The sequence below is a fragment of the Acidovorax sp. LjRoot204 genome (assembly GCF_056175785.1).
Map to the genome: position 1 here is coordinate 1 of NZ_JBGFFF010000025.1, position 21,630 is coordinate 21,630.

Here is a 21,630-nt window from a genome sequence, read left to right on the forward strand (position 1 = left end):
GTCTTGATATCGCGCCGGATATTGATCATGCGCTCCACGTGCTCCGCGGCTTCGCCCAGCATGCGGTCCAGAGTACCTGTCTGGTCCCCGATGGAGATGAGGTTACGCACCGTCTCAGGGAACACATTGGGGTGCCGGTTGAAAGCTTCGGTCATGCCCACACCCGCGTTCAGGTCGTCCAGCATGTTGCGTGCAACGGACGCCATGGCAGGGTTGCCAACACTATGGCTTTCTTCCACCAGGGTGGTCAGCGCATCGAGGGCGGGAACGCCTGCGCGCATCATGAGGCCCAGGTCGCGAAGGAAGCCCGCAAGGTCTTCGCCACGCACTTGCTTTCGGAACAGATGCAACAGCGCATCGGCCACCACTGCAAGCCAGGCAGGAAAACGCCAGAGGCTGATCACCGTGCCGTCAGTGTCGGCCTCCAGCCGCATGCGAGCCGATAAGTCGCGCTTGACTGCCAGGCGCAACAGACCCGAGCGCACCCCGCCATGGGGCAGCAGTACGCGGTAGTAATAAGTGTTGAGATTGGCCATGCAATGCTTCCGCCAAAGCGGCTCAGTCCTCGCCCACGGTGCGGAGGATTTCCTCCATCGTGGTCTCACCTGCCAACACGCGGTGTCGCGCCAACGTCAAGATGGGGCGCATGCCCGCTGCCAGTGCGCGTTGCCGCATTTCGGCCCGCGTGGCATCAGAGGCGATGGCGTCCGCCAGATCACGGTTGACCACCAGCATTTCGTACACCGGCAGGCGGCCCAGATACCCCGTGTCGCGGCAGTGATGGCAGCCGGCACCATGGAACACCTGCAGCATTTCGCCCGCAGCGCCCTGCCCCAGCCAGCGGCGCTCATCGTCAGTCGCAAGACGTGGCTTGGCGCAGTGTGGACAAATGCGGCGCACAAGGCGCTGGTTGATCACTGCCACCAGGTTTTCGGCAATCGTTTCCGTGTCCACGCCCAGCAGCTTGAGGCGAGGCATCACCCCAAAAATGCTGCCCACGTGCAAGGTCGACAACACCAGGTGACCTGTAGAGGAAGCGTCCAACGCAGCACGAGCAGTCTCAGAGTCCCGGATTTCGCCCACCAGGATGATGTCGGGGTCATGCCGAAGAAAGTGCCGCATGGCATTGGCGAACTCATAGCCCGCACGGCGGTTCACTTCGGTCTGGCAGGCGACCGGGACGCGGTACTCCACCGGGTCCTCCACGGTCAGCACATTGCGCTCAATCAAGGGCTGCATGCGCAGCGCGGCATGCAGCGTCGTGCTCTTGCCTGAGCCGGTAGGGCCCGTGATCAGGATGAGGCCGTGCGGACGCGAGAACGCCTTGGCCATGACAGCAACATCCTCCTCCAGAAAACCGAGGTCTGCCAGCTTGTCCAGGTTGCTGCGTTCGGGCAAAAGGCGCAGCACCATGCGCTCGCCAAATTCAGAGATCAAGGTGGAGACACGGATGGTGAAGTTGTGCTCCATCACCTGTGCCGTAAAGCTACCGTCCTGGGGCAGGCGCTGTTCGCTGGCATCCATGTCGGCCTGCAGCTTGACGTAGACCACCAGGCGGTCCAGGGCCGGCGAGAGCGCGAACACCGGACGCAAAACACCGTCTACGCGCAGCAGCACCGAACGGCTACGCGCCGTGGGCGCCAGATGGATATCCGTCGCCCGTTCGCGCACCGCCAGGTGGAGCATGTGTTCCAGCAAACGGGCGGGGCTGTAAGCACGATCTACGTCGGCTTCAAGCTTGCGGACCTCGCTCTCTATCAGGCGTGCCGGCGGGTGCTCTGCGAAGTAATAGTGCTGCTGGATGGCCTGGGCAACACTATCGAATTCACCTTGGAAAAAATGGCATCCCTTGCCCAGCTTGCGCTGCACAAGTTCGGTCACCGTATCAGGCTGTGCGTCGCCAAGCACTACCTCGATCAGGCCCTCGTCGTTTTCCCGCACAGGCAGGAAGCCATAAGTCAGGCACAACGATCGGTTAAAGATGCCGGCTACGGCCGTATCGGGCTCCGGCATTTCATCGGCGTTGACAAAGCGCAGTCCGCGCTGGCCAGCAAGCTGGCGTGCGACCTCGTTGGCACTTGCGAAACCCAGCTCCACCAGAAGGTTGCCCATAGGCACCTTCTCGATCTTCTGTTTTTGCAACACATAGTCGATGGCGACTGCAGACACAAGGCCGGCATTGACCAATGCAGCGCCCAGGGAAGGACTCTTGTCACGCAGCACCGCCAGGCGATCCTCGGCCGTAGGGCCTGCGGGCTGCAACTGGCCCGAGGCCTCTAGCAATGATTCAGCGGGGGGATGCATCCTGATGCTCCAGAAGTAAGAAGGTCAGTTCGTCGGGCTTGCCAGTCGGCGGCAGACCCTGCTGCAGTTGAAAGCGGGCGAACGCCTCTCCAGTCTTCGAACCAAAAAAACCGTCGTCAGGCTCACGCTTGTCCAGAAGGCCCATGCCCTTGAGCTTGCCCTGCACCTTGCGCGTGACCTGCTCGGCGGCCTCGATATTGCGCGTGTTGTTGCGACTCAGCCATGCGACCCAGGACTCCTTGTCCACATTGAAGCGGCACAGGCGAGTCGACGGTTTCAGGCTGTCGGCCATGCCATCGGGCAGGCGGTAAACATGCACCACCTCGTCAGCAGCAGCTGCCGCCTTGAGCTGGTTTTCACAGGCTTGGCGAGCAGGTACCGCAGCCGCAGGCTGCGCCTTGGGTGTCGGTGCAGTCGCCACGAAGGCGGTCGCAGAGCTGCCATTGGGCGGTAATGCTGAGGCCTCGCCCGACACCGTTGGCCGAACTACCTCGGGGGCGGGAGCTGCCACCACGGGGGCTGCTGGCGATACATGCTCGCTGGGTTGGGTAGCCAACCCCCAGCTGGCCAACGCGACTGTTGCTGTCGTGCCCGCCAGCAGGCCAGCGAGCACCCAGGCCTTGCGACCGCGATGGCCACCAGTCACCTTGGCGATCACTGCGGCTTCATCCCCCAATGCAGGCAGATCGGCCACCGCACGCTGAACAAGGGGCTCGGTCACCACAGATGCCCTGGTACTCGCCAAACCGTACAGACAACGGTCCAGCACCAAGTGAATGCGTCGCAGGTTTCCCTGCGTGGCCCGGTGCAAAACGTCCGCAGCTGCAGGTTCGATGGAGAGGCGCCCCTCTGCGCCCGCAGCGTTCACGCGAAAGTCGAAGTAACGGGTGACTTCATCCTTTTGCAGACCCGACAGCCGAGCGTGTTTGATGATGCGACTCTTGAGCTGACGCAACTCCGGCGTCGCCAGGGTTTCCTCAAGCTCGGGCTGTCCGACCAGCAGGATCTGCAACAGCTTTTCCTGGCCGGTTTCCAGATTGCACAACAAGCGCACCAGCTCGAGCGATTCCACACTGAGGTTCTGCGCATCATCGATCACCAGCAAGCTGATCTCGCCTGCCTGATGCCCCGCGATTAGGAACTCGGTCAGTCGCGCCAGTCCCTGCTCCACGGAGTCCGAGGGTGGCAAACCGAAGTCCGACTGTATGGCCGACAACAGAGCGCTGTCTTGCAAAAAGGTGTTCAGGATCAGCGCTGAGTGGCAGTTCTTGCCACTGAGGGTGTCCAGCAGGCGCCGCACCAAAGTGCTCTTGCCCAGCCCCACTTCTCCTGTCAGAAGAACAAAGCCCTTGCGCGCCTCGATGCAGTGCACGATCTCCGCGAAATCCTCCTCCAGCCGAGGCGTGAAGAAGTACGAACCCGCATCCGGCGTCGGCGGAAACGGGTTGCGTGACAACCCCAGCGTGGCATAGATGGAATTGGCCGTCATTGGCGTGCAGCAGGGGTGAACTGGGCCAATGCGGCCCGCAACGCAGCCGAATCTGGTTGCAGTCGCGATGCGGCATCAAGGGTTGCGCGGGCTTCTTCAGTCTTTTGCTGGCGCGACTGGATGCTGGCCAGGTTGATGGCAGCTTCTTCATCGCCTGGCAGCCGCTCAAGGATGGCGCGATAACCGTCTGCAGCAGCAGCATCGCGGCCGGCGCGCAGGTCAAACCAGGCTTGCGCGCGCAACAGTCCCAAAGACCCTGCCGGCAGACGCTCCTTCAACGCAGCTAATTCACGTTCAGCATCGGCCGTACGCGACTCTTTCATGGCGGCGACGAAACGGGCAAAGCGCAGCTCCACCGGAGTGTCATCCACGGCCGGGGCCGTCGCCACTGCGGGCGCAGCCGGCGTACTGGAGCGGTTGGCACCATGCGCCTGTCGCGTCGCACTGCTGCGGGTCACCGCGGCGGGTGCGGGCGTAGCAGCATCACTGCGTGGGCTGGTCGCCACGACCATCTTGGGCGCAGCAGGCTCCATGGCAACTGCCGGAGCGGGAGTCGCTGACTGCACGGGCGCAGCTGCGGGAGCCGCCACAGCGACTGCGGGAACTGGCACGGCAACAGGCGCAGGAACTACCGGTGCAGGAGCAGCAGCCATGGCAGAGTTGGCGGCCGCAGCAGGGTCAGCAGCGGATACCGTCACTGGCGTTGGCAATGCCGCAGCAGGCGCAGCCGTTTCAGCGACGGGCGAAGCGACCGCCACCGGGGCTGGCGTTGCAGCGGGGGCCGGACTTGGCGCAGCAGCCATCGGCGGCGGCAGTGCCTTGGGCTTCATCTGGGTCTGCCAGACAAACCACCCCAGAATCCCCGCCCCCAATACGACGGCGAAAGCCAGCATGGCATCCAGCCATGCAGGACGGCCACGCACCGCCGCCTTGGAAGCCCTTGCCATGGCAGGCTTGGAATCTTGAGGCGCATCCATGGATTTCAGCGCGTCGTGGATGAGGCTCATAGCACACGCACCCGCAAGACGATCACCAGCTCACGGCTTCCGTGCACTTTGTTCTCATTGCCGAACAGCTTGCCCAGCAAAGGCACGTCAGACACCCCAGGTGCTCCACGGTCGTTATTGGAGCTGCGCTGGTCGATCAACCCCCCGACCACCACCACGTCGCCATCGCCCACGTTCAAGGTCGTGGTCAGCCCCTTGTAGCTCACCTTGGGAAGAGAGACGAGATTGTCTCCCCCCACAGCCACCAGTTGCAGGCTGGCAGGGTCGACATCGCTCTGCATGGGATTCAGCAACAGCTCGATGCGGCCATCGTCACGGACCATGGGCAGCACCCCCACCATGACACCGGAGAACACGGTGTCAGTCTGTACGCTGGAAGATGTAGTGGACGCACCGCCACCAGGAACGGTTTGCGTGGATGCGGACTGCGACACGTAGCGCGAGCTAGTGCCAACGGACAGCAATGCAGGCGTGCCGTTGCGCACTTGCACGTTGGGATTGGACAGTACCTTCAGATTTCCGTAGGAGCGCAGTGCATTGATCACAATGCCATAGTTGCTGCCTTGGTAAGACACGCCCAGTGCAGGCCCAGCCACGCTACCGATCAGCGCTGCGGGGATGGAAATGGCCCGCGAAGGGTAGCCCGTGCCGGCATTCGGCAACGTACCCGAGCTGCCACCCAGCTGCATGGGCGACGAACCAAAGCCTGCCGCCAGACGGCTGCGCAAGGACGTCCAGTCCACACCAAACTCGAAGTTGTCAGACAGCTGTACATCGATCAGCTGAGCCTCGACATACACCTGCTTGCCCAGCACCTTGTGCACCTGGGCCAACATCTTCTCGACGGCGCGCATCTTGGAGGGACGGGCTTTCACGTACAGCGTGCCAGTCATCTTGTTCAATGTGAAGCCGCTGTCTTCATTCATCGTGGCCAAGGGCGCCTGCGGCAACTGGGCGGGACGTGTTGGGTTAGCCCCACTCCCAATCCAAGGCGACGAGGACGAGCCCGGGGTCGTCATGGTCAGGTTCTGCTGCTGCATTTGCTGCTGCTGGGCCAGGCGGTCTTGGTGCGAGTCACCCAATACCGACTTGAGGGCGGTTTCGATTTCCAGGTACGGATCCGTACTTCCGCCGCCAGAGCCCGACATGGTCAGGCTGCCCTGTTGGGCACCCGATCCGCCGCCCCCGCTGCTTCCACTCCCGCTTCCGCCCCCGCCGCCCGAATTGGAGSTGCCGAAAACGTTACCGCCAGAGCCCATCTGGATGCTGGTCTTGGTATTGAGAAAGTTCAATGAAAAGAACTTCTCCTCGGTAAGGTTCACGCGCAGCGTATTGCCGCGGAATTCGCCAGCCACGTCATAGGTGCGCAGCACTTCGTTGAAGCCTTCACGCAGTGTCACCTGGCGCAAGTGCATGTCGGCAAGCTGCCCGCCCTTCAGCACATTGGGATCAACGATCAGGTTCAGGTTTCCTGCGTCGGCAAACGCACTCAAGATCTGGCTGATGCTGGCTCGGGACATGGCCACATTGATCAGCTTGCCTTCCAGAGGATCGAACACCGGGGCCACCGGAGCGATGACAGGTGCCGCTGCCGTCTTGTTGATTTCGGCCAGCAACATCTGCTGATGTACCAGCAAACGCTGGGCCTCTTGCGCAGCGTGCTCGCGCATCTGGTCTGCTGCAGTGGTATCTGGCGGCGGGAGGCTGGAAGCGCTGCGGGGCGAAGGGCTGGCGCAACCAGCCAGCACCAGGGCGGCACATACCAGCGCCAATGGCTTGAAAAATGGAGGATTGTTCATGTCGCTGTCCTTGGCGCTACTAGCGTGATTTCTTGAAATGGTCATGAGGAGAAGCCAACGGGAGCCCACAACGCGATGCACGCGTCGAGCCGCGAGTCACGTTGTCTGTCTGCTGCCGGCGGGCCTTCGTGGTCATGGCAAGCTCTTGATAGGGCCAGGTTGTCCGCCCGGCAGACCCGAGCGGAACTCCTGGGTATTAATGCTTGCCAGCGATCCGTCGGGCCAGCGCAGCGTTCCCACCCGCAGTTCCCCCTGAGGCAGCGTCAAAGTCTGACGACCCAGCCGCTCGGTAACCACCGCCTCGCTGGGGCGCACCTGCACAACACGCCCACCGCCCTCCAGCCGTGCACCCTGGCGTGCCAGTTGGCCGTCAATCACCACAGACTGCCGCTCAGAGGCCAGATCGTCCAAATGCAATGACAGGGAGCGGCGCGGCATTTGCACACTGCCCACCACATCACTGCCAGGCACTGGCAGCGCGATCAGACGCTGCGGATCGGTGCCTGCCGCCATCGTCTGCGCCTGGATGCGAGACATGGCGCCAAAGGCCTCGGTCACGCGCTCCTGATCCGTGCGCAAAGCGGCTGGCAAGGGCGCCAGCTCCACGGTCATGGGACGCATCGACGGAGTGCGCGCTTGAGTGAGCTGAAACACGCCATAGAGCCCCCAGCCGAGCAAAAGAATGGCAAGCCCATTGAGAAGTAAAGCCGCGTATTTCATGGTTTCACATTTCCTGGAGCAGCTGCATTGGCCACCAGCTCATACGAGAAAGAACCTGGCAGCGTGAAGGTGGGATCCACTGCCCGGAGCGTCCAGCCAGCCGCTGCCATCTGGGAGACCCAGCGTGTCACAGAAGCCGAGGCACCGGGTGCGACCACGCCGTCTACACGGAAGGCTTTTTTACCGGGTTGTGCACTCCCTAAAGAGCTCGTCGTTTCCAGACGTACTCGCTGAATCCGAATGTCCTTGTTGGAGGCAGCTTTCAACACTGCCATGAACGCCACTGGGTCATGGCGCGCGCCCTCATCCAGCGTGCGCGAGAACTCGGCCACCGGCAGCAGCTTCCCCGGAGCTTYCACCAACGACACCGCCTGGATTCGGCTTTGCAGCGCCTCCAGCTCAGCGCGCTGGTTCATTCCCGCATTGCGCTGCTGATCCGCCAGTTGCCCGACCAGCACGCCCACGATGGCCAGAACGATGCCGACGAGCGCGGTTACCACGGTGATAGGAGCCACCCAGCGCTCGGCACGCCACGCCACCCGCTCCAGACTAGGATTCAGTGCATGGCGGCCTGCAGCCTTGCGCGCCAATGTCGGCATCACGGTATGTACCCGCTCAGCAGCCAGCGTCATCTCTTGCGCATGCATGACCACTGGCGCCCCGCCCACTACGCTGCGTACAGCTGCGAGGCAGGTGTCCACATCCGCAGGCTGCGTAGACCACAGCGTGCACCACTCCACAGCCTCCGCACCCAGCCGCATCAACAAGGTACTGTGGTTGCTGGTCAGCACCTGGGCCGCACTGGCCATGGCAGATGGCCCAGAACCCAGCGCCTGGGTTGAGCCAAAAACCATGCCTTCTTCGGATTGCACAAAACACATCAGCCGCCGCTGGGACAGCACGACGCGCGCACTGCCAGACGCCACGCCGTCACACAGGAGCCCGCCAGCCATCATCACCAGGCAATGGTCGTCCTGCTCCTTGGCCCATTGCGTGCAACGCTGCCACAGATCCAGCGAAATCGCCGAGAAGAACACCTGAAAGCCGCCCGGCAATTTGACCAGCCGGTGCACCACGACATGGGCCGCGCCTTCGACGAGGCCTTGCGTACGCACACGCTTTTCAACCAAAGCGGCTGCGTATTCGGTCTTGCCCTCGAAACGCCAGACGTCGGTATAGACGTCGTCCATGTCCAACACCACCAGCGCGCTGTGGGTCAGACGCGGCCATGCAGGAACTTCTTCGACCTGATGCCCGTGGCAGTGCAACCAGCCGGAGCTGGCGACGCGATACACATGTTCTGCACTCATGGAGTCACCTTCGGCGATGGAGAGACAGACGCCGTCTGAAAGTGCAGCGTGCCCGTGACACCCAGCAAAAGCCCTTGGTCGCCGGGCATCGGGGGTTGGAACAGGCTGGCTTCAGGCGACACAGTAGCGATCTCGAAAACATCAGCCACGAATATCTGCCCTGCTCCGCCACGGCCCAGTTCACCCAGGAACTGAGCAGCCTCGACCCGCGTCGCGGGGGCTACGGCCCGGCGTAAGCGACGTTCACCCCATTGGGACGGGTCAAAGCCCATGCGTTCCACCTGTTGGGAAACGTCTTTGATAGAACGCACCAGTTGCTCGCGCCGCTGCACTTCAGGCACAAGACTGCGGGCGCTTTCGAGCCCCTGTTGCAACTGAGCGAATTGCTGGCGCTCCCAAGCCAGTTGCTTGAGACCGCGCTGCGCCAACCAGGCTCCACCGCCGAGCAGGGCAGTGGCCAGTGCCAGACAGGCCAGCTTGAGCGTACGGGTGCCGTTCAATTACTGCTCCATGATCCAGTGGGCGGTCAGCAAGATGACCTGGTCTTCGTCGAAGGTGCGGCCTCCAGCCGTGCCTCCCGCGTTCCCAGCGGCATTGACTACGGGCGAGCGCGCATCACTGGTGTTCATCTGAGTGCTGTTGCCGCCCACATTGATGGCAACGCCCTGCGTGTTGTTGGCCTCCCACTGGGTGCCGGGTGCATTGGCTTCGGTGGATGCCGTCTGCTGGGGGCGGCCCTGGATGCGGAAGCGGCCTTCGCGGGAATCCGGCTTGCCATCGATCACCTGGTCCATGAAACGCGCAAGATCGGGCGTCAGTCCACGAATCACCATGACGTTCCCCGCCCCGCTTGCGACGCCCGCGTTGTTGAACTGGAAGCAAACTTGCAGCTCAGCCGGGTTGCCATTGGAGTCGATGTAGAGGAAGCGGTCTTCGTGTCCTTCACCACGGCCAGGGGGCATACGCACACCAGCACGGGTCATCAGTTCGCGCAGGTTCAGTGTTGCCAGCGTAGTGTCGCCAGCACCGACCGTGTCTGCAGCGTAGCCCTGGCCAGAGCAGATTTTGCGACCACGGTCTGTGAAGCTGGCTGGAATGCCGGGAACAGCCATGGAACCCGCACGCGTACAAGCGTTGCCGCCGTTGATAGAGGTTTCAGAGCCATCCACCATGTAGGTTGGCGCCTGCTGGCAATCACCCACCACCACGCCGGTGCGCTGGTAGTACTGGTCATAGGCCATCTTCCACTGATAGGCAAACTTGTTGACGGCCTTCTGGTATTCAGCATTGCGCTGGACGTCCTTGGCGATGGCCACGGCACCGATGATCAGGCCGATGACGGCCAGCACTATAGCCAGCTCAACCAGAGTAAAACCTTGCTGGACCTTGCGGCCCAGCCCACGAAACGAATGCATCTTTTTCATTGAAACCTCCGACGAGGGGAATAAGTTGTGTAAAGGGTCAAGGGTGGAAGGGCTCAAGCCACATCACTGATTCATGCGATAGATGGCCGTGACGATGGCAATCTGGTCTTCGTCAAAAGCACGATCATTGGTCGTGCCGATCTGGTCACGGTTGGAGGCTTGCCACTCCTGCCCCGGCGCATTGGGATTGGTGCCGCCAGCGTTGTTCAGCACGCCCTGGCGACGGAAACGGCCTTCACGCTCGTCCGGCTTGCCGTCGATCATTTGATCCAGCGCGCGTGCCAAGTCAGGCGTCAGGCCGGTGATGACCATCACGTTGCCCATGCCATCACCCACTGCATTCGCGGCAGAGCCATTACCGAGCGGCACGTTCCACTGGAAGCACACCTGGACTTCTTGCGGGTTGCCATTGGTGTCCAGATAGACATAGCGGTCTTCCAGACCTTCCGCACGGCCGGGAGGCATGCGGATACCGGCACGCGTCATCAGGGCGCGCAGGTCAGGATCCGTACCAGCGGTGAATCCTCGCGTCATGCCCTGCCCTGCTGCCGCACGGCAAATGGCGTTGGGCGGGGTAACACCGGTCATGTCGCGGCCAGAGCGTGTACCAGCTGCCAGAAAACGCTCGCCGTTGACCATGTTCTGAGGTGCAGTCTGGTTGTCTCCCAGAACGACGCCCGTGCGCTGGTAATACTGGTTGTACGCCTGCTCCCACTGGTCAATGAACTTGTTCTTGATCTTGGTGTACTCGGCGTTGCGCTGCACATCCTTGCCGATGGCCACGGCACCGATGATGAGACCGATAACTGCCAGCACAACCGCCAGCTCGACCAGCGTGAAACCCTGCTGACGCGTTGATGGCGAGCGGCGGGCCAGGTTCTTGAATACTTGGTTCATGATGTTGTTTTCCTCGCCCTGATTACTGGTTCATCTTGTAGATGGCGGTCAGGGTGATGACCTGCTCTTCGTCACGGGTGTTGCCCGCGCCGGTGGCCGTGGTGGCGCCTGCGCCGCGGCCGAAGGAGTTGTTGGCAGACCATTCCACACCAGGCCCATTCGGCGTGCCGTTGGCAATGCCCCGCAGGCGGAAGCGACCTTCTTGCGCGTCAGGCTTGCCATCAATCATCTGGTCCAGCATGCGTGCTAGGTCGGGAGTCAGGCCAGAGATGACCATGACATTGCCCGAGCCCTCGGGTGTCGTGGGTCGGTTCCACTGAAAGCACACCTGGATTTCCTGCGGCGAGCCGTTGGTATCGGTGTAGACATACAGGTCTTCCTGCCCCTCTGCACGACCAGGCGGCATGCGGATGCCTGCGCGCGTCATGTAGGCACGAAGGTCATTCACATTGACCGTAAAAGGAGAGTCTGAGCGCATGGTCCCGGTTTCAGGATTGCGCGAGCAAACGGGGACTGGCTCGGAGCCAACTGCGACCAGTGCAGCCATGTCACCACCCGAAGTGGGAGAACCCGCTGCTGCCACGTAAGCAGTCCCGTTCACCATGATGCGGGGCGCGGTCTGGCTATCGCCCACCACCACGCCGGTGCGCTGGTAGTACTGGTTGTACGCCTGCTCCCACTGGTCAATGAACTTGTTCTTGATCTTCGTGTACTCGGCATTGCGCTGCACATCCTTGCCGATGGCCACGGCGCCGATGATCAAGCCGATGACGGCCAGCACAACAGCCAATTCCACCAGGGTAAAACCACCCTGCGTCGCTCGGGAACCGGGAGAACAGTGTGCGCGCCGAGCAGGCAGGACGGAGAAAAGTGATCGCATGATTTCCTCAGGCGTTGAAAGAAGAGTGAGCGCGGAGATTACTAAACGTAACGAAAGTAAACAATTAAAAATTGGCGTCAGCGATCCACGCGTTTTGCATCCCTCAACTGCCTTGCGGCACTGCTGGCAACGCTTGCTTGGTGGCGTCCGACCCGCATCCCATCCATCTATTTTTTTGATATGAATCAATGGCTTACTGCCACTCTTTGTTTAATCACCAACTTCAAAAGATGGTGCGCAAGCATCGCGCAAGTGCCCTCGCTTAGCCATAGTGCGTATGTATTAGTGACACAACAGCAACAAAAACAAACAATTAGTCACCATTTCCAATAGCTCAAAGCTATCGAAAAAATAGGGGTTTTCCTGGCTCGGAAATTGAGGACATTCGGAGCTTGACGCTAGCCTTGGCATGGGGCTGGTCGAGCACAGACACGTGTACGAAGCCGCTCCGCGGCGTAAGCTTGATTCAGCCAACCCAGAAGACTCCGCCGAAGGTCGGGATAGCGGTTATCGCGGCAACCCAACCTTCGGAGGGATACGCGACGAGCGCACTCCGTCCAGGGCTGCGGCCCGTGCAGCCTAAATCAGAGTCGCATGCGAGTTGCGCCCCTTATCAACGCTGTTTCATCGCTTGGATCGTAGAGCTACAGTTTCCATGCGCCGCGACGCGAGCGTTGCTTACCCCACCGCCGTCCACTTCTGCTCACTGGCCGCAGAAGCCAACACCCGCTCGATAAATTGCACCCCACGCGCCCCGTCTTCCACACGCGGGTAGTCGGCGTGCAGCGAGTCGGCCGCCGTGCCTGCCTGCCGCGCGCGGATGTCGGCAGCAACACCCAGGTAGACGTTGGCGAACGCTTCGATGAAGGCCTCGGGGTGGCCCGCAGGAATGCGCCCGGCCTGCAGCGCCGCCGGGCTGAGCCACGGTGAGCCGCGCGTGAGGATGCGGCGCGGGCCGTCCACCGGGGAGTGGATGAGCTGGTTGGGTTCTTCTTGCCGCCAGGTGATGGTGCCCAGCGTGCCCGACACCTGCAGGCGCAGGTCGTTCTCCAGCCCCGCTGCCACCTGCGATGCCACGATGAAGCCACGTGCACCGCTGTCGTAGCGCAGCAGCAGCTGGGCGTCGTCGTCCAGCTGCCGCCCGGCGCCAAAGGTGGTGAGGTCGGCGCACACCCAGGCGGGGTGCTGGCCGGTGACGGTGGCGGCCAGGTTTTCGGCGTGTGATCCGATGTCGCCCAGCGTGCCTGCGCTGCCGCTGCGCGCCGGGTCCAGCCGCCAGTCGGCCTGCTTGTTGGCGCCGCCCTCTTCCACTGCGGTGGCCAGCCAGCCCTGGTTGTATTCGACGGTGATCTTGCGGAGCTGGCCCAGAGCGCCGCTGTGCACCAGGTGGCGCGCCTCGCGCACCATSGGRTAGCCGGTGTAGTTGTAGGTCACGCCGAACASSGTGCCCKSCTTCTTCACGGCCGCSACCAGYKCRTCGGCCTGSGCGCKSGTGTGCACCAGCGGCTTGTCGCACACCACRTGGAAGCCSGCYTSSACGAAMGCCWGCGCSACCGGGWRGTGCACATGGTTGGGSGTGACGATGCTCACCAGGTCGATGCGCTCATGCGCCGGGCGGCGCAGTTCGTCTGCCAGCAGGTCCTGCCAGCTGCCGTGATTGCGGTCGTCCGCCAGGCCCAGTTCGACGCCGGATGCGCGCGCCCGCTCGGGCGAGGATGACAGCGCGCCCGCCACCAGTTCAAACTGGCCGTCGAGCGCCATGGCCTTTCGGTGCACCGCGCCGATGAAGGCGCCCTGGCCGCCGCCGACCATGGCGTAGCGGAGCTTTCTTTCACTGGACATACGAAACGCCTTTGCTCGCTGTGTGTTGTTGTTATCGGTTTTATGCAGGGGTGCGGCTAGGCCTGCTTGTCGCGCGCAAACACGGCGTCGAATGCGCCGGCTGCCGGCTTGAAATCCAGCCGTTTGCAGAACGCCGCGCTCTCCGTTGCGCCGTGCACGCGGTCCATGCGGCTGTCTTCCCACTCCACCGACAGCGGGCCCTGGTAGCCGATGTCGTTGAGCGCGACGATGATGGATTCGAAGTCGATCATCCCGCGCCCCACGCTGCGAAAGTCCCAGTTGCGCCGCGCATCGCCAAAGCTGGTGTGCCCGCCAAAGGTGCCCACCGTGCCATCGCCCTTGCCCCACCACACGTCCTTCATGTGGGCGTTGTAGATGCGGCCGGCAAACTGGCGGATGAACTTCACGTAGTCCACGCCCTGGTAAGCCAGGTGGCTGGGGTCGTAGTTGAAGCCGAAGCGCTTGTTACCGCCCACCGCCGTAATCGCGCGCTCGGCCGATGCGATGTCGAACGCGATTTCGGTGGGGTGCACCTCCAGCGCGAAGTTGATGTCGTGCTGCTCGAACACATCGAGGATGGGGCCAAAGCGCTTCGCAAAATCGGCAAAGCCCTTGTCCCAGTATTCCTGCGTGGTGGGCGGAAAGGCATAGATCGAATGCCACACCGACGAGCCGGTAAACCCCGTCACCGTCTTCACGCCAAACTTCGCGGCAGCGCGCGCCGTGTCTGCCAGCTCGGCCGCAGCCCGCTGACGCACGCCCTCGGGCTCGCCATCGCCCCACACATGGGGTGGCAGGATGGACTGGTGGCGCTCGTCGATCAGATCGCACACGGCCTGGCCCACCAGGTGGTTGCCGATGGCAAAACACTGCAGGCCGTGCTGGGCCAGCAATGCGTGTTTGTCTTTGACGTACTGGGGCGACGACAGCGCCTCCTGCACGTTGAAATGGTCGCCCCAGCACGCCAGCTCCAGGCCATCGTAGCCCATGCTTTTGGCCAGGGGCGCGAGTTGCGCCAAAGGCAGGTCGGCCCACTGGCCGGTGAAGAGGGTGACGGGTCTTGGCATGGCGGCTCCAAGGGCGTGTGGTTGCGGATGTACAAGCGGCAAGCAGCTATCTTTTCAATAGCTGCTTGCGCTTGATGAATAAGCGCTACAGGCCTATTTGATTCAAAACACCATCAGAACGGCGAGTCCGGGAAGTAGAAGTCCTTCGCCGTTTCCTTGGTGATCAGCACCGACGGAATGATGGTGTTGGCGGGCAGCTTCTCGCCTTTGATCCGCGCCTCGGCCGTGAGCTTGATCGAGTCGTAGATGAACTTGGGGCTGTACGACACGTTGGCCTGGATGAGCGGGTTGCTGCCGTCCATCAGCGTCTTGATCATGCCCTTGGCACCCGCGCCGCCAAACACCAGCTTGATGTCCTTGCGCTTGGCCTGCTCGATGGCCTTGAGCACGCCCACGGCCATGTCGTCATCGGCCGCCCACACGGCGTCGATCTGCGGAAAGCGCGTCAGGTAGTCCTGCATCACCTTGAAGGCGTCGTCGCGGTTCCAGTTGGCGTACTTGGCGTCSAGCAGCTTGATGCCGGGGTGGTTCTTCAGCACGCTGTTGAASGCGTCCATGCGCTCGTTGTCCAGCGTGGTGGCAATGCCGCGCAKSGCCACCACGTTGCCCTTGCCGCCSAGCKSCTTGGCGATGTACTCGGCCGGAATSYKGCCGAAGGCGGTGTTGTCRCCSGCCACRTASGCGTCCTGCGCGCTGGTGTCGGTCAGGCCSCGGTCSACCACSGTCACGTASRCGCCCTTGGCCTTGACCTGGGCTACGGGCTTGGTCAGCGCGGCGGATTCAAACGGGAAGATAACCAGTGCGTTGATTTTGTTCACCGTCACCAGGTCTTGCAGCTGGTTGGCTTGCTCGGGTGCGCCGCCTGCCGTCTTCACGATCACCTGCAGGCCGGGGTGGGCCTTTTCCAGGTCCTTCTTGGCCTGGTTGGCCCAGTACACGATGCCGCCGGTGAAGCCGTGCGTGGCCGACGGAATGGCCACGCCCACCACCGTCTTGTTGGCCTGCGCCACGGCGGGGCCGGCCAATGCGAAGGCGGCGGCGCCCACGGCCGAGAGGGCCAGGCGGCGGGTGAAAGAAGAAAGTTGGCTGTTCATGCGTTGTCTCCTGTTGCTTTGGAATATGGCCATGGAAGCTGGCCGGCTGGGGAACACCTTGAAAAAAACAAATGCGCRCAAAGAGTGGCTGGAAAACTCAGCGAAGCGGCCCTGGCTAGGCGCTGTGTCGCAGACAGTGCGAGTAGCACGGCAAGACACAGCAACAACGCCAGGAGAGTTGTTCCAGCCACTCCATCACCGCTTGCCGCGCTGCATGAAGGCCACGGCAATAATCACGAACCCCTGCACCGCCGCATTCAGGTACACACTGATGATGCTGGTGAGGTTGAGGATGTTGCTGATGACCGAGAGCAGGATGGCCCCCACCACCGTGCCGGTGATGCTGCCCGCCCCGCCCTTCAACACCGTGCCGCCCACGATGACGGCGGCAATCGCCTCCAGCTCCCACAACAGGCCCGTGGTGGGCGATGCGGACCCCAGGCGTGGCACATACAGCAGCGTGGCAATGCCCACGCACACGCCGAGCAGCATGTACGTGAGGATCTTGATCTTGTGCACGTCCACCGCCGCGTACTGCGCCACCTGCTCGTTGGAGCCGATGGCCTGCACATAGCGGCCATAGGCCGTGCGGTTCAGGATCACGCCGCCGATGACAGCCACCAGCAGGAAGATCCACACGGGGATCGGCACACCCAGCAGGTTGGCGTAGTACACCGGGCTATAAATGTCCGACAGATCGTTCTCGAGCGTGATGGCCCCGCCGTTGGAGAAGTACGTGAGGTACGCGCGGAAGATGCCCAGCGTGCCCAGCGTCACGATGAAGGGCTCGATGCGGCCCTTGGTGATGAGCAGGCCATGCACCAGACCGAACACCGCGCCCAGCAACACCGCCAGCAGCATGCCCACCACCACGGCCGCCATGGGCGAGCCCAGCACGGGCGCCATCGCGTTCATGAACAAGATGACCGAACCCGCGATCAGCGCCGCCATCGACCCCACCGACAGGTCGATGCCGCCCGAGATGATCACAAAGCACATGCCCACCGCGATGATGCCGATGAACGCCGTGCGCGTGAGCACGTTCATCRCGTTGTCGWAGGTSGCGAAGTTGCTGTTGAGCAGCGTGCCGGCAAAACACAGCAGCACCAGCCCGATGACCGGGCCCAGCCCGTGCAGCTTGCCCGACCAGGCCGTAGCGCCGCCGTGGCGGCCCGCTGCAGTGGTGGCGTTTTCAGCGGGTACCTGTGGCATGTGCGATCAACTCCTCTTCGGTCAAATGAGGCTCTTGGAGCGTGGTCTGCAGCCGCCCGGCGCGCATCACCGCGACGCGGTGGCACAGGCCGATCAGCTCCATCAGTTCAGACGAGATCACCACAACAGCAAGCCCCTGCTCTGCCAGGCGCTGCACCAGGTGATAAATCTCGCGCTTGGCGCCCACGTCCACGCCGCGCGTGGGCTCGTCCAGCACCACCACGCTGGGGCCGGGGTGCAGCACCTTGGCCAGCGCCAGCTTTTGCTGGTTGCCGCCCGACAGCGATGAGGCGCGCACGTCTAGCGAGCCCGTGCGGATGCCGAACTCGTGCACCGCATCGCGCAGCGCAGCTTGCTCGGCCGCCGGGTCGAGCCAGGGCTTGGCATAGCGCTCCAGCGCCATCAGCGTCAGGTTGGGCCGCAGGCTGAAGTGCACGTGCAGGCCCTTGCCCTTGCGGTCTTCGCTCAAATACGTCAGGCCATGGCGCGCCGCATCGCGCGGGCTTTTCAAATTCACCGGCTTGCCCGCCAGCTCCACCGTGCCGGCCGAGCGCGGGCGCAGGCCCAGCAGACCTTCAAACAGCTCGGTGCGCCCGGCCCCCACCAGCCCGGCAAAGCCCAGAATCTCGCCGCGCCGCACGTCAAAGCTCACATCCTCGGCCCAGCCCGGCACCGAGAGGCCACGCACCTGAATGGCGGGCTCTCCACCCGCAGGCGCAGGCAGCTTGGGCGGGAACAAATCGGCCAGCTCGCGGCCCACCATSAGGTTGGCCATCTGCYGCCGSGTGACGCTGGCCGTGGGCTCRCGCGCCACSAGCMGGCCGTCGCGCATCACSAYCACCTCGTCCGTGGTGCGCTCCACTTCGTCRAGCTTGTGCGAKATGTAGAYGATGGTCACGCCCGCAGCCTTGAGCCCGGCCATCAGCGTGAACAGGCGCTCCGTCTCGCCCGGGGTCAGCGTGGCGGTGGGCTCGTCCATGATGAGCAAGCGCGCATTGCGGGCCAGCGCGCGGGCAATCTCCACCAGCTGCTTTTCAGCCACGATGAGCTTCTTCACGCGCGTGTCGGGGTCCAGCGGCAGGCCCACCTGTGCCAAAGCAGCGCGCGTTTTCTCGCGCATCGCCTTGTCGTCGAGGAAGGGGCCCTTCTTGATCTCGTGGCCCAAGAAGATGTTCTGCGCAATCGTCAGGTCGTCCGCCAGGTTGAACTCCTGGTGGATGAGCACAATGCCCTGCGCCTCGGCCGCGCGCGATCCGCCGCCCGGGGCACGCACCGCGCCGTCCACCACCACCTCGCCGGTGGTCGGGCTCTCGTACCCGGCCAAAATTTTCATCAGCGTGGACTTGCCCGCGCCGTTCTCGCCCAGCAGGCCATAGACGCGGCCCGGCTGCAGCGCAAAGCCCACCCCGTGCAGCACGCGCACCGGGCCAAACTCCTTGGTGACGTTGCGGAACTCGACAGCGACGCTCATCGCGCTGCCCCCACACCAACGCCCACAGCCGTTACAGAGCCCGAACGCGACAGGCTCTCCTGCATCGCCAGCACGCCTGCGCCCACCACACCGGCATCGTCGGCCAGCGGCGCGTATTGAATCTCCAGGTGCCGCGTCGACAGCGCCAGCGACCGGTGGTACACGCTCTGCCGCACCGACGCGAGGAACAGCGGCCCCATGTCCGTCACCCGCCCCGCAATGAACACATGCGACGGGTTGAAGAAGTTGACGATGGACGCCAGCATCTGCCCCACCAGGCTGCCCGCGCGCTGGATGATCGCGTTGGCCGCCACATCGCCCGTGCGGCTGGCCTGAGCCACGTCTTCAATCGTCAGCGTGCCGGTGCTTTGCAGCCGCTCAGCCAGCAGCGCGCTTTCGCCGCGCTGCGCGGCCTCCATCGCCATGCGCGCCATGGCGGGCGCTGCGGCCATCGCCTCCACACAGCCCTGGTTGCCGCAGTGGCAGCGCGGGCCGTGCTGGTCCACACAGATGTGGCCCACATCACCCGCCGAGCCATTGGCGCCCCGGTACACCTGCCCGTGGCACACAATCCCGCAGCCAATGCCGGTGCCCACCTTGATGACCAGGAAGTTGGGCAGATTGCGCTGCAGCCGGTACATCTCGCCCAGCGCCATCAGGTTCACGTCGTTGTCCACAAACACCGGCGCGGCAAACGCCTCGCGCAGGTAGTCGCGAATGGAAAAACCGTCCCAGTCGGGCATCAGCGGCGGGTTGACGAGCTGCCCGCTTTCAAAATCCACCGGCCCCGGCACGCCCATGCCAATGGCAATCACCTGATTCGGGGCCAGCCCACAGCGCGCCAACAGCTCGCGCATCAGCCCCCGCACCCGCGCCAGGATCACGCCCGGCCCCTGGCGCACATCAATCGGCTCACGGTGCCGCGCCAGCACCGTCATGTCGGGGCGCATCACCGCGATTTGCATGCTGGTCGCGCCCAGGTCTGCGCCAATCACCACGCCCAGGGTTTCGCTTAAGCGGAGGGTTTCGGCACGCCGGCCGCCGGAGGATTCTTGCAGGCCCACCTCGTCGAGCAGGCCTTCGTCCAGCAGCGCCGCGACCATGGCGTTGGCCTTGCTCTTGGAATAGGCCAGGCGCTGCGCCAGCGCATTGCGCGACGCGCCGGCGGACCAGAAGATGGTCTGCAAGACGCTCAGGTCTTCGGCGCCGCAGTGACTCCAGCGGGTGGATGGCAAGGCTTGTCTCCTGTCATGTTTTTGTGCAGCACCTCATGGGGGGTGGGTGCTTGACAGGGATGCTATGCGGTCTACTTTGGCCGGACAAGACTGAACTTTGACCAAAAACAGATCAAAGGTTATTGGAACCGATGCAATAGGAATGAGGTTTATGGCAAGACAGCACTTCCAAATAAAACCCGAAGGCGAAATATGATCTGGCCTATGCCAATGCTTGTAGCACTATAAAAAAGTGCCGCGAAACTGAGCAACAAGCCATCCTCAATACTTGCCTCGCCAATCTAAACAGCCAGCCCAGAAATGGACTGCCGATTGGGAAGGCCCATCACCTAGGCATCAGTTCCTCTATGCGCAGACTCCTTGCAACAGACCTGGGCATTTGGCCAATGATTCAAAGCCAAGAACGTGCCTCAGACATGATGGTGAATGGGCCCGCTTATTGGGCAAGGCTTGCCGACTACCTGCTCATGTATGACCAAGTAGTCATTCCGACTGGCAACTTGCAGATATTGTCTGTACTCAGATTCATGCTTGGCGACGATGTCCTCCTTGAGCTGCTCCAAACTCGAACCATCGTCCTCACTCGATTCGATCAGTGGTTTGGTTATGTGGGCACCGGAGGAGTCGTCTTTTTCAAAGTTGGAGATGGTCCAGAAAACAAACGTTTGATACCGAATCTGGCTACTAGTCACTTCCTACCATTGGACCAGGCAATTGACGCGGCATTCATGGCAATGAACCCAGCTTCAACGTCCGTAACGAGGCAGCAGTACAAGGGATTGCTGCTGGATCACACAGCTCAACTTTCAACGGAATCGCTTTTGGAGGGGGTTAGAGCAGAAGCATACCGAGACATCCAGGACAGCCCATATCTGCAGGCAATGCTATCTATTCGCAATGGTGGCCGAGCGATTGAAAATTTGGTCGGCAGTAAGGCGAACACCATTAATATCTTTAACCCTCATGTTCCGCCTGAAAAGCATGATTCTCCTGAAATTCGCGCGGTTTTGCGGGTCGTATTCGAGAACTTTCTGCTTAGTGTCGGCAGCCAGATAGAAGCGGGAGAGCTTACAGGCGATGCTTCAACTCTCTCCGTCCTACAGGCAAAAGGGCAAAGGCTGGGCTTCTCACCTCACGGCCGTACGGCCTTCGCGCAGATTCAGCAAGTGTCAGGCGTTCCTGATCTGGGGCTAGCTTTCGCAAATAAGCAGTTGACTGCTCGTCAAATTATCGATTTGCGTCAATCCAAGCACGCACAGTCTTTCCGCGATTGGCTAGCGGCAGGGAGTCCGGCAGCAGCTGCTCAAGAGACGCTACGGCGATACGTTGAGAGTGTTGGAAAGCCAACTCTGGTGGATTCACTTCCCGCAAAGCTGCTGCGCTTCGCGACAACAAGCACGTGGGGCGCGCTGGAGCCAATTTCTGGCGGGATAGTTGCCGCCACGGACACATTTCTTCTGAGCAAATGGTTTCCTGGCAACAGCCCTCGTCTATTTATGCGCCAGGCAAAAGTCGTAGCCACGAACTCGCCGGTGATTAAGGCGCCACAACAGAAAGGCCGAAACAGAAATGAGCCGTGCTCATGCGGCAGCGGAAAGAAATACAAACAATGTTGCGGCAAACTGAACTGAAGGCCTGACTCGTCGTCCCAGAGGCTGCGCTGTTGCCACGCTGAACCGCCTCCTCCTCCGGCTTCAGCACTGCCAGCTTCGCAGCAAGGAGCCCCTGGCTTCAGCCGCCGGCGGATCTCCGCGCGGCACAAAGTGAAAAATCAATAGACAGATAGCGCCAACAAACGGACCAGCCGGTGCGCTTTGCACATACCTGCGGTGCGGCGCCACGCGGTCTGACATCCCAGCGCTCTCTAGCCGCTACGCCG

General features: G+C 62.3%; 18 protein-coding genes. 1 reads left to right on the forward strand and 17 read right to left on the reverse strand.

Translation table 11 applies throughout. The annotated features are described in order from the left end of the window. The 17 genes from AC04MI_RS07250 to AC04MI_RS07330 form a co-directional block, all read right to left on the reverse strand. Window positions 1-536, reverse strand: a 536-nt coding sequence (locus AC04MI_RS07250) for a type II secretion system F family protein (RefSeq protein WP_476497467.1), incomplete at its 3' end; no start/stop codon positions are given. 22 nt (window positions 537-558) lie between these two features. Next, the gene (locus AC04MI_RS07255; RefSeq protein ID WP_099730536.1) at window positions 559-2,304 is read right to left on the reverse strand and encodes a GspE/PulE family protein; all 1,746 of its coding nucleotides are present in this window, start codon (window positions 2,302-2,304) and stop codon (window positions 559-561) included. Further along, complete coding sequence (locus AC04MI_RS07260) at window positions 2,288-3,793, reverse strand: ExeA family protein (RefSeq protein WP_056063921.1); 1,506 nt, start codon at window positions 3,791-3,793, stop codon at window positions 2,288-2,290. Before AC04MI_RS07260 ends, AC04MI_RS07255 begins: the two co-directional genes overlap by 17 nt. Next, entirely contained in the window at window positions 3,790-4,800 is a 1,011-nt protein-coding gene (locus AC04MI_RS07265; protein WP_436077063.1) for a tetratricopeptide repeat protein, read from the reverse strand. Before AC04MI_RS07265 ends, AC04MI_RS07260 begins: the two co-directional genes overlap by 4 nt. After that, window positions 4,797-6,599, reverse strand: a complete 1,803-nt coding sequence (mshL, locus tag AC04MI_RS07270; protein WP_476497469.1) for a pilus (MSHA type) biogenesis protein MshL — start codon at window positions 6,597-6,599, stop codon at window positions 4,797-4,799. The genes AC04MI_RS07265 and mshL overlap by 4 nt, the downstream gene beginning before the upstream one ends. Before the next feature lie 132 nt (window positions 6,600-6,731). Continuing rightward, a complete protein-coding gene (locus tag AC04MI_RS07275; protein WP_099730540.1) occupies window positions 6,732-7,319 on the reverse strand; it encodes a hypothetical protein in 588 nt (195 codons plus the stop codon). After that, window positions 7,316-8,629 carry a hypothetical protein gene (locus AC04MI_RS07280; RefSeq protein WP_476497471.1) on the reverse strand — a complete coding sequence of 438 codons (1,314 nt, stop codon included), beginning with the start codon at window positions 8,627-8,629 and terminating at the stop codon, window positions 7,316-7,318. Before AC04MI_RS07280 ends, AC04MI_RS07275 begins: the two co-directional genes overlap by 4 nt. Continuing rightward, on the reverse strand, window positions 8,626-9,129 hold the full coding sequence (locus AC04MI_RS07285; protein WP_056063937.1) for a hypothetical protein: 504 nt from the start codon (window positions 9,127-9,129) through the stop codon (window positions 8,626-8,628). The genes AC04MI_RS07280 and AC04MI_RS07285 overlap by 4 nt, the downstream gene beginning before the upstream one ends. After that, window positions 9,130-10,053: a type II secretion system protein gene (locus AC04MI_RS07290; RefSeq protein ID WP_056063940.1), complete on the reverse strand. Its 924-nt coding sequence runs from the start codon at window positions 10,051-10,053 to the stop codon at window positions 9,130-9,132. Window positions 10,054-10,116: 63 nt separating this feature from the next. Beyond that, window positions 10,117-10,950, reverse strand: coding sequence for a type II secretion system protein (locus AC04MI_RS07295; protein ID WP_056063942.1), 834 nt, complete (start codon window positions 10,948-10,950; stop codon window positions 10,117-10,119). A gap of 22 nt (window positions 10,951-10,972) precedes the next feature. Beyond that, entirely contained in the window at window positions 10,973-11,830 is an 858-nt protein-coding gene (locus AC04MI_RS07300; protein WP_288851255.1) for a type II secretion system protein, read from the reverse strand. Between the two features lie 678 nt (window positions 11,831-12,508). Then, window positions 12,509-13,672 (reverse strand): Gfo/Idh/MocA family protein, encoded by a 1,164-nt coding sequence (locus tag AC04MI_RS07305; protein ID WP_476497473.1) that lies wholly within the window; start codon window positions 13,670-13,672, stop codon window positions 12,509-12,511. A 56-nt stretch (window positions 13,673-13,728) separates the two neighbouring features. After that, on the reverse strand, window positions 13,729-14,739 hold the full coding sequence (locus tag AC04MI_RS07310) for a sugar phosphate isomerase/epimerase family protein (protein WP_436077060.1): 1,011 nt from the start codon (window positions 14,737-14,739) through the stop codon (window positions 13,729-13,731). A gap of 113 nt (window positions 14,740-14,852) precedes the next feature. Then, window positions 14,853-15,833, reverse strand: a complete 981-nt coding sequence (locus AC04MI_RS07315) for a substrate-binding domain-containing protein (RefSeq protein ID WP_476497474.1) — start codon at window positions 15,831-15,833, stop codon at window positions 14,853-14,855. A 195-nt stretch (window positions 15,834-16,028) separates the two neighbouring features. Then, window positions 16,029-17,045 carry an ABC transporter permease gene (locus AC04MI_RS07320; RefSeq protein ID WP_476497475.1) on the reverse strand — a complete coding sequence of 339 codons (1,017 nt, stop codon included), beginning with the start codon at window positions 17,043-17,045 and terminating at the stop codon, window positions 16,029-16,031. Next, on the reverse strand, window positions 17,026-18,516 hold the full coding sequence (locus AC04MI_RS07325; RefSeq protein ID WP_476497477.1) for a sugar ABC transporter ATP-binding protein: 1,491 nt from the start codon (window positions 18,514-18,516) through the stop codon (window positions 17,026-17,028). The genes AC04MI_RS07320 and AC04MI_RS07325 overlap by 20 nt, the downstream gene beginning before the upstream one ends. Further along, a complete protein-coding gene (locus AC04MI_RS07330; protein WP_436077056.1) occupies window positions 18,513-19,751 on the reverse strand; it encodes an ROK family transcriptional regulator in 1,239 nt (412 codons plus the stop codon). Before AC04MI_RS07330 ends, AC04MI_RS07325 begins: the two co-directional genes overlap by 4 nt. A 347-nt stretch (window positions 19,752-20,098) precedes the next feature. On the opposite strand from AC04MI_RS07330, the gene AC04MI_RS07335 reads away from it, so the two are divergent. Then, entirely contained in the window at window positions 20,099-21,382 is a 1,284-nt protein-coding gene (locus tag AC04MI_RS07335; protein ID WP_436077055.1) for an SEC-C metal-binding domain-containing protein, read from the forward strand. Window positions 21,383-21,630 lie beyond the last annotated feature (248 nt).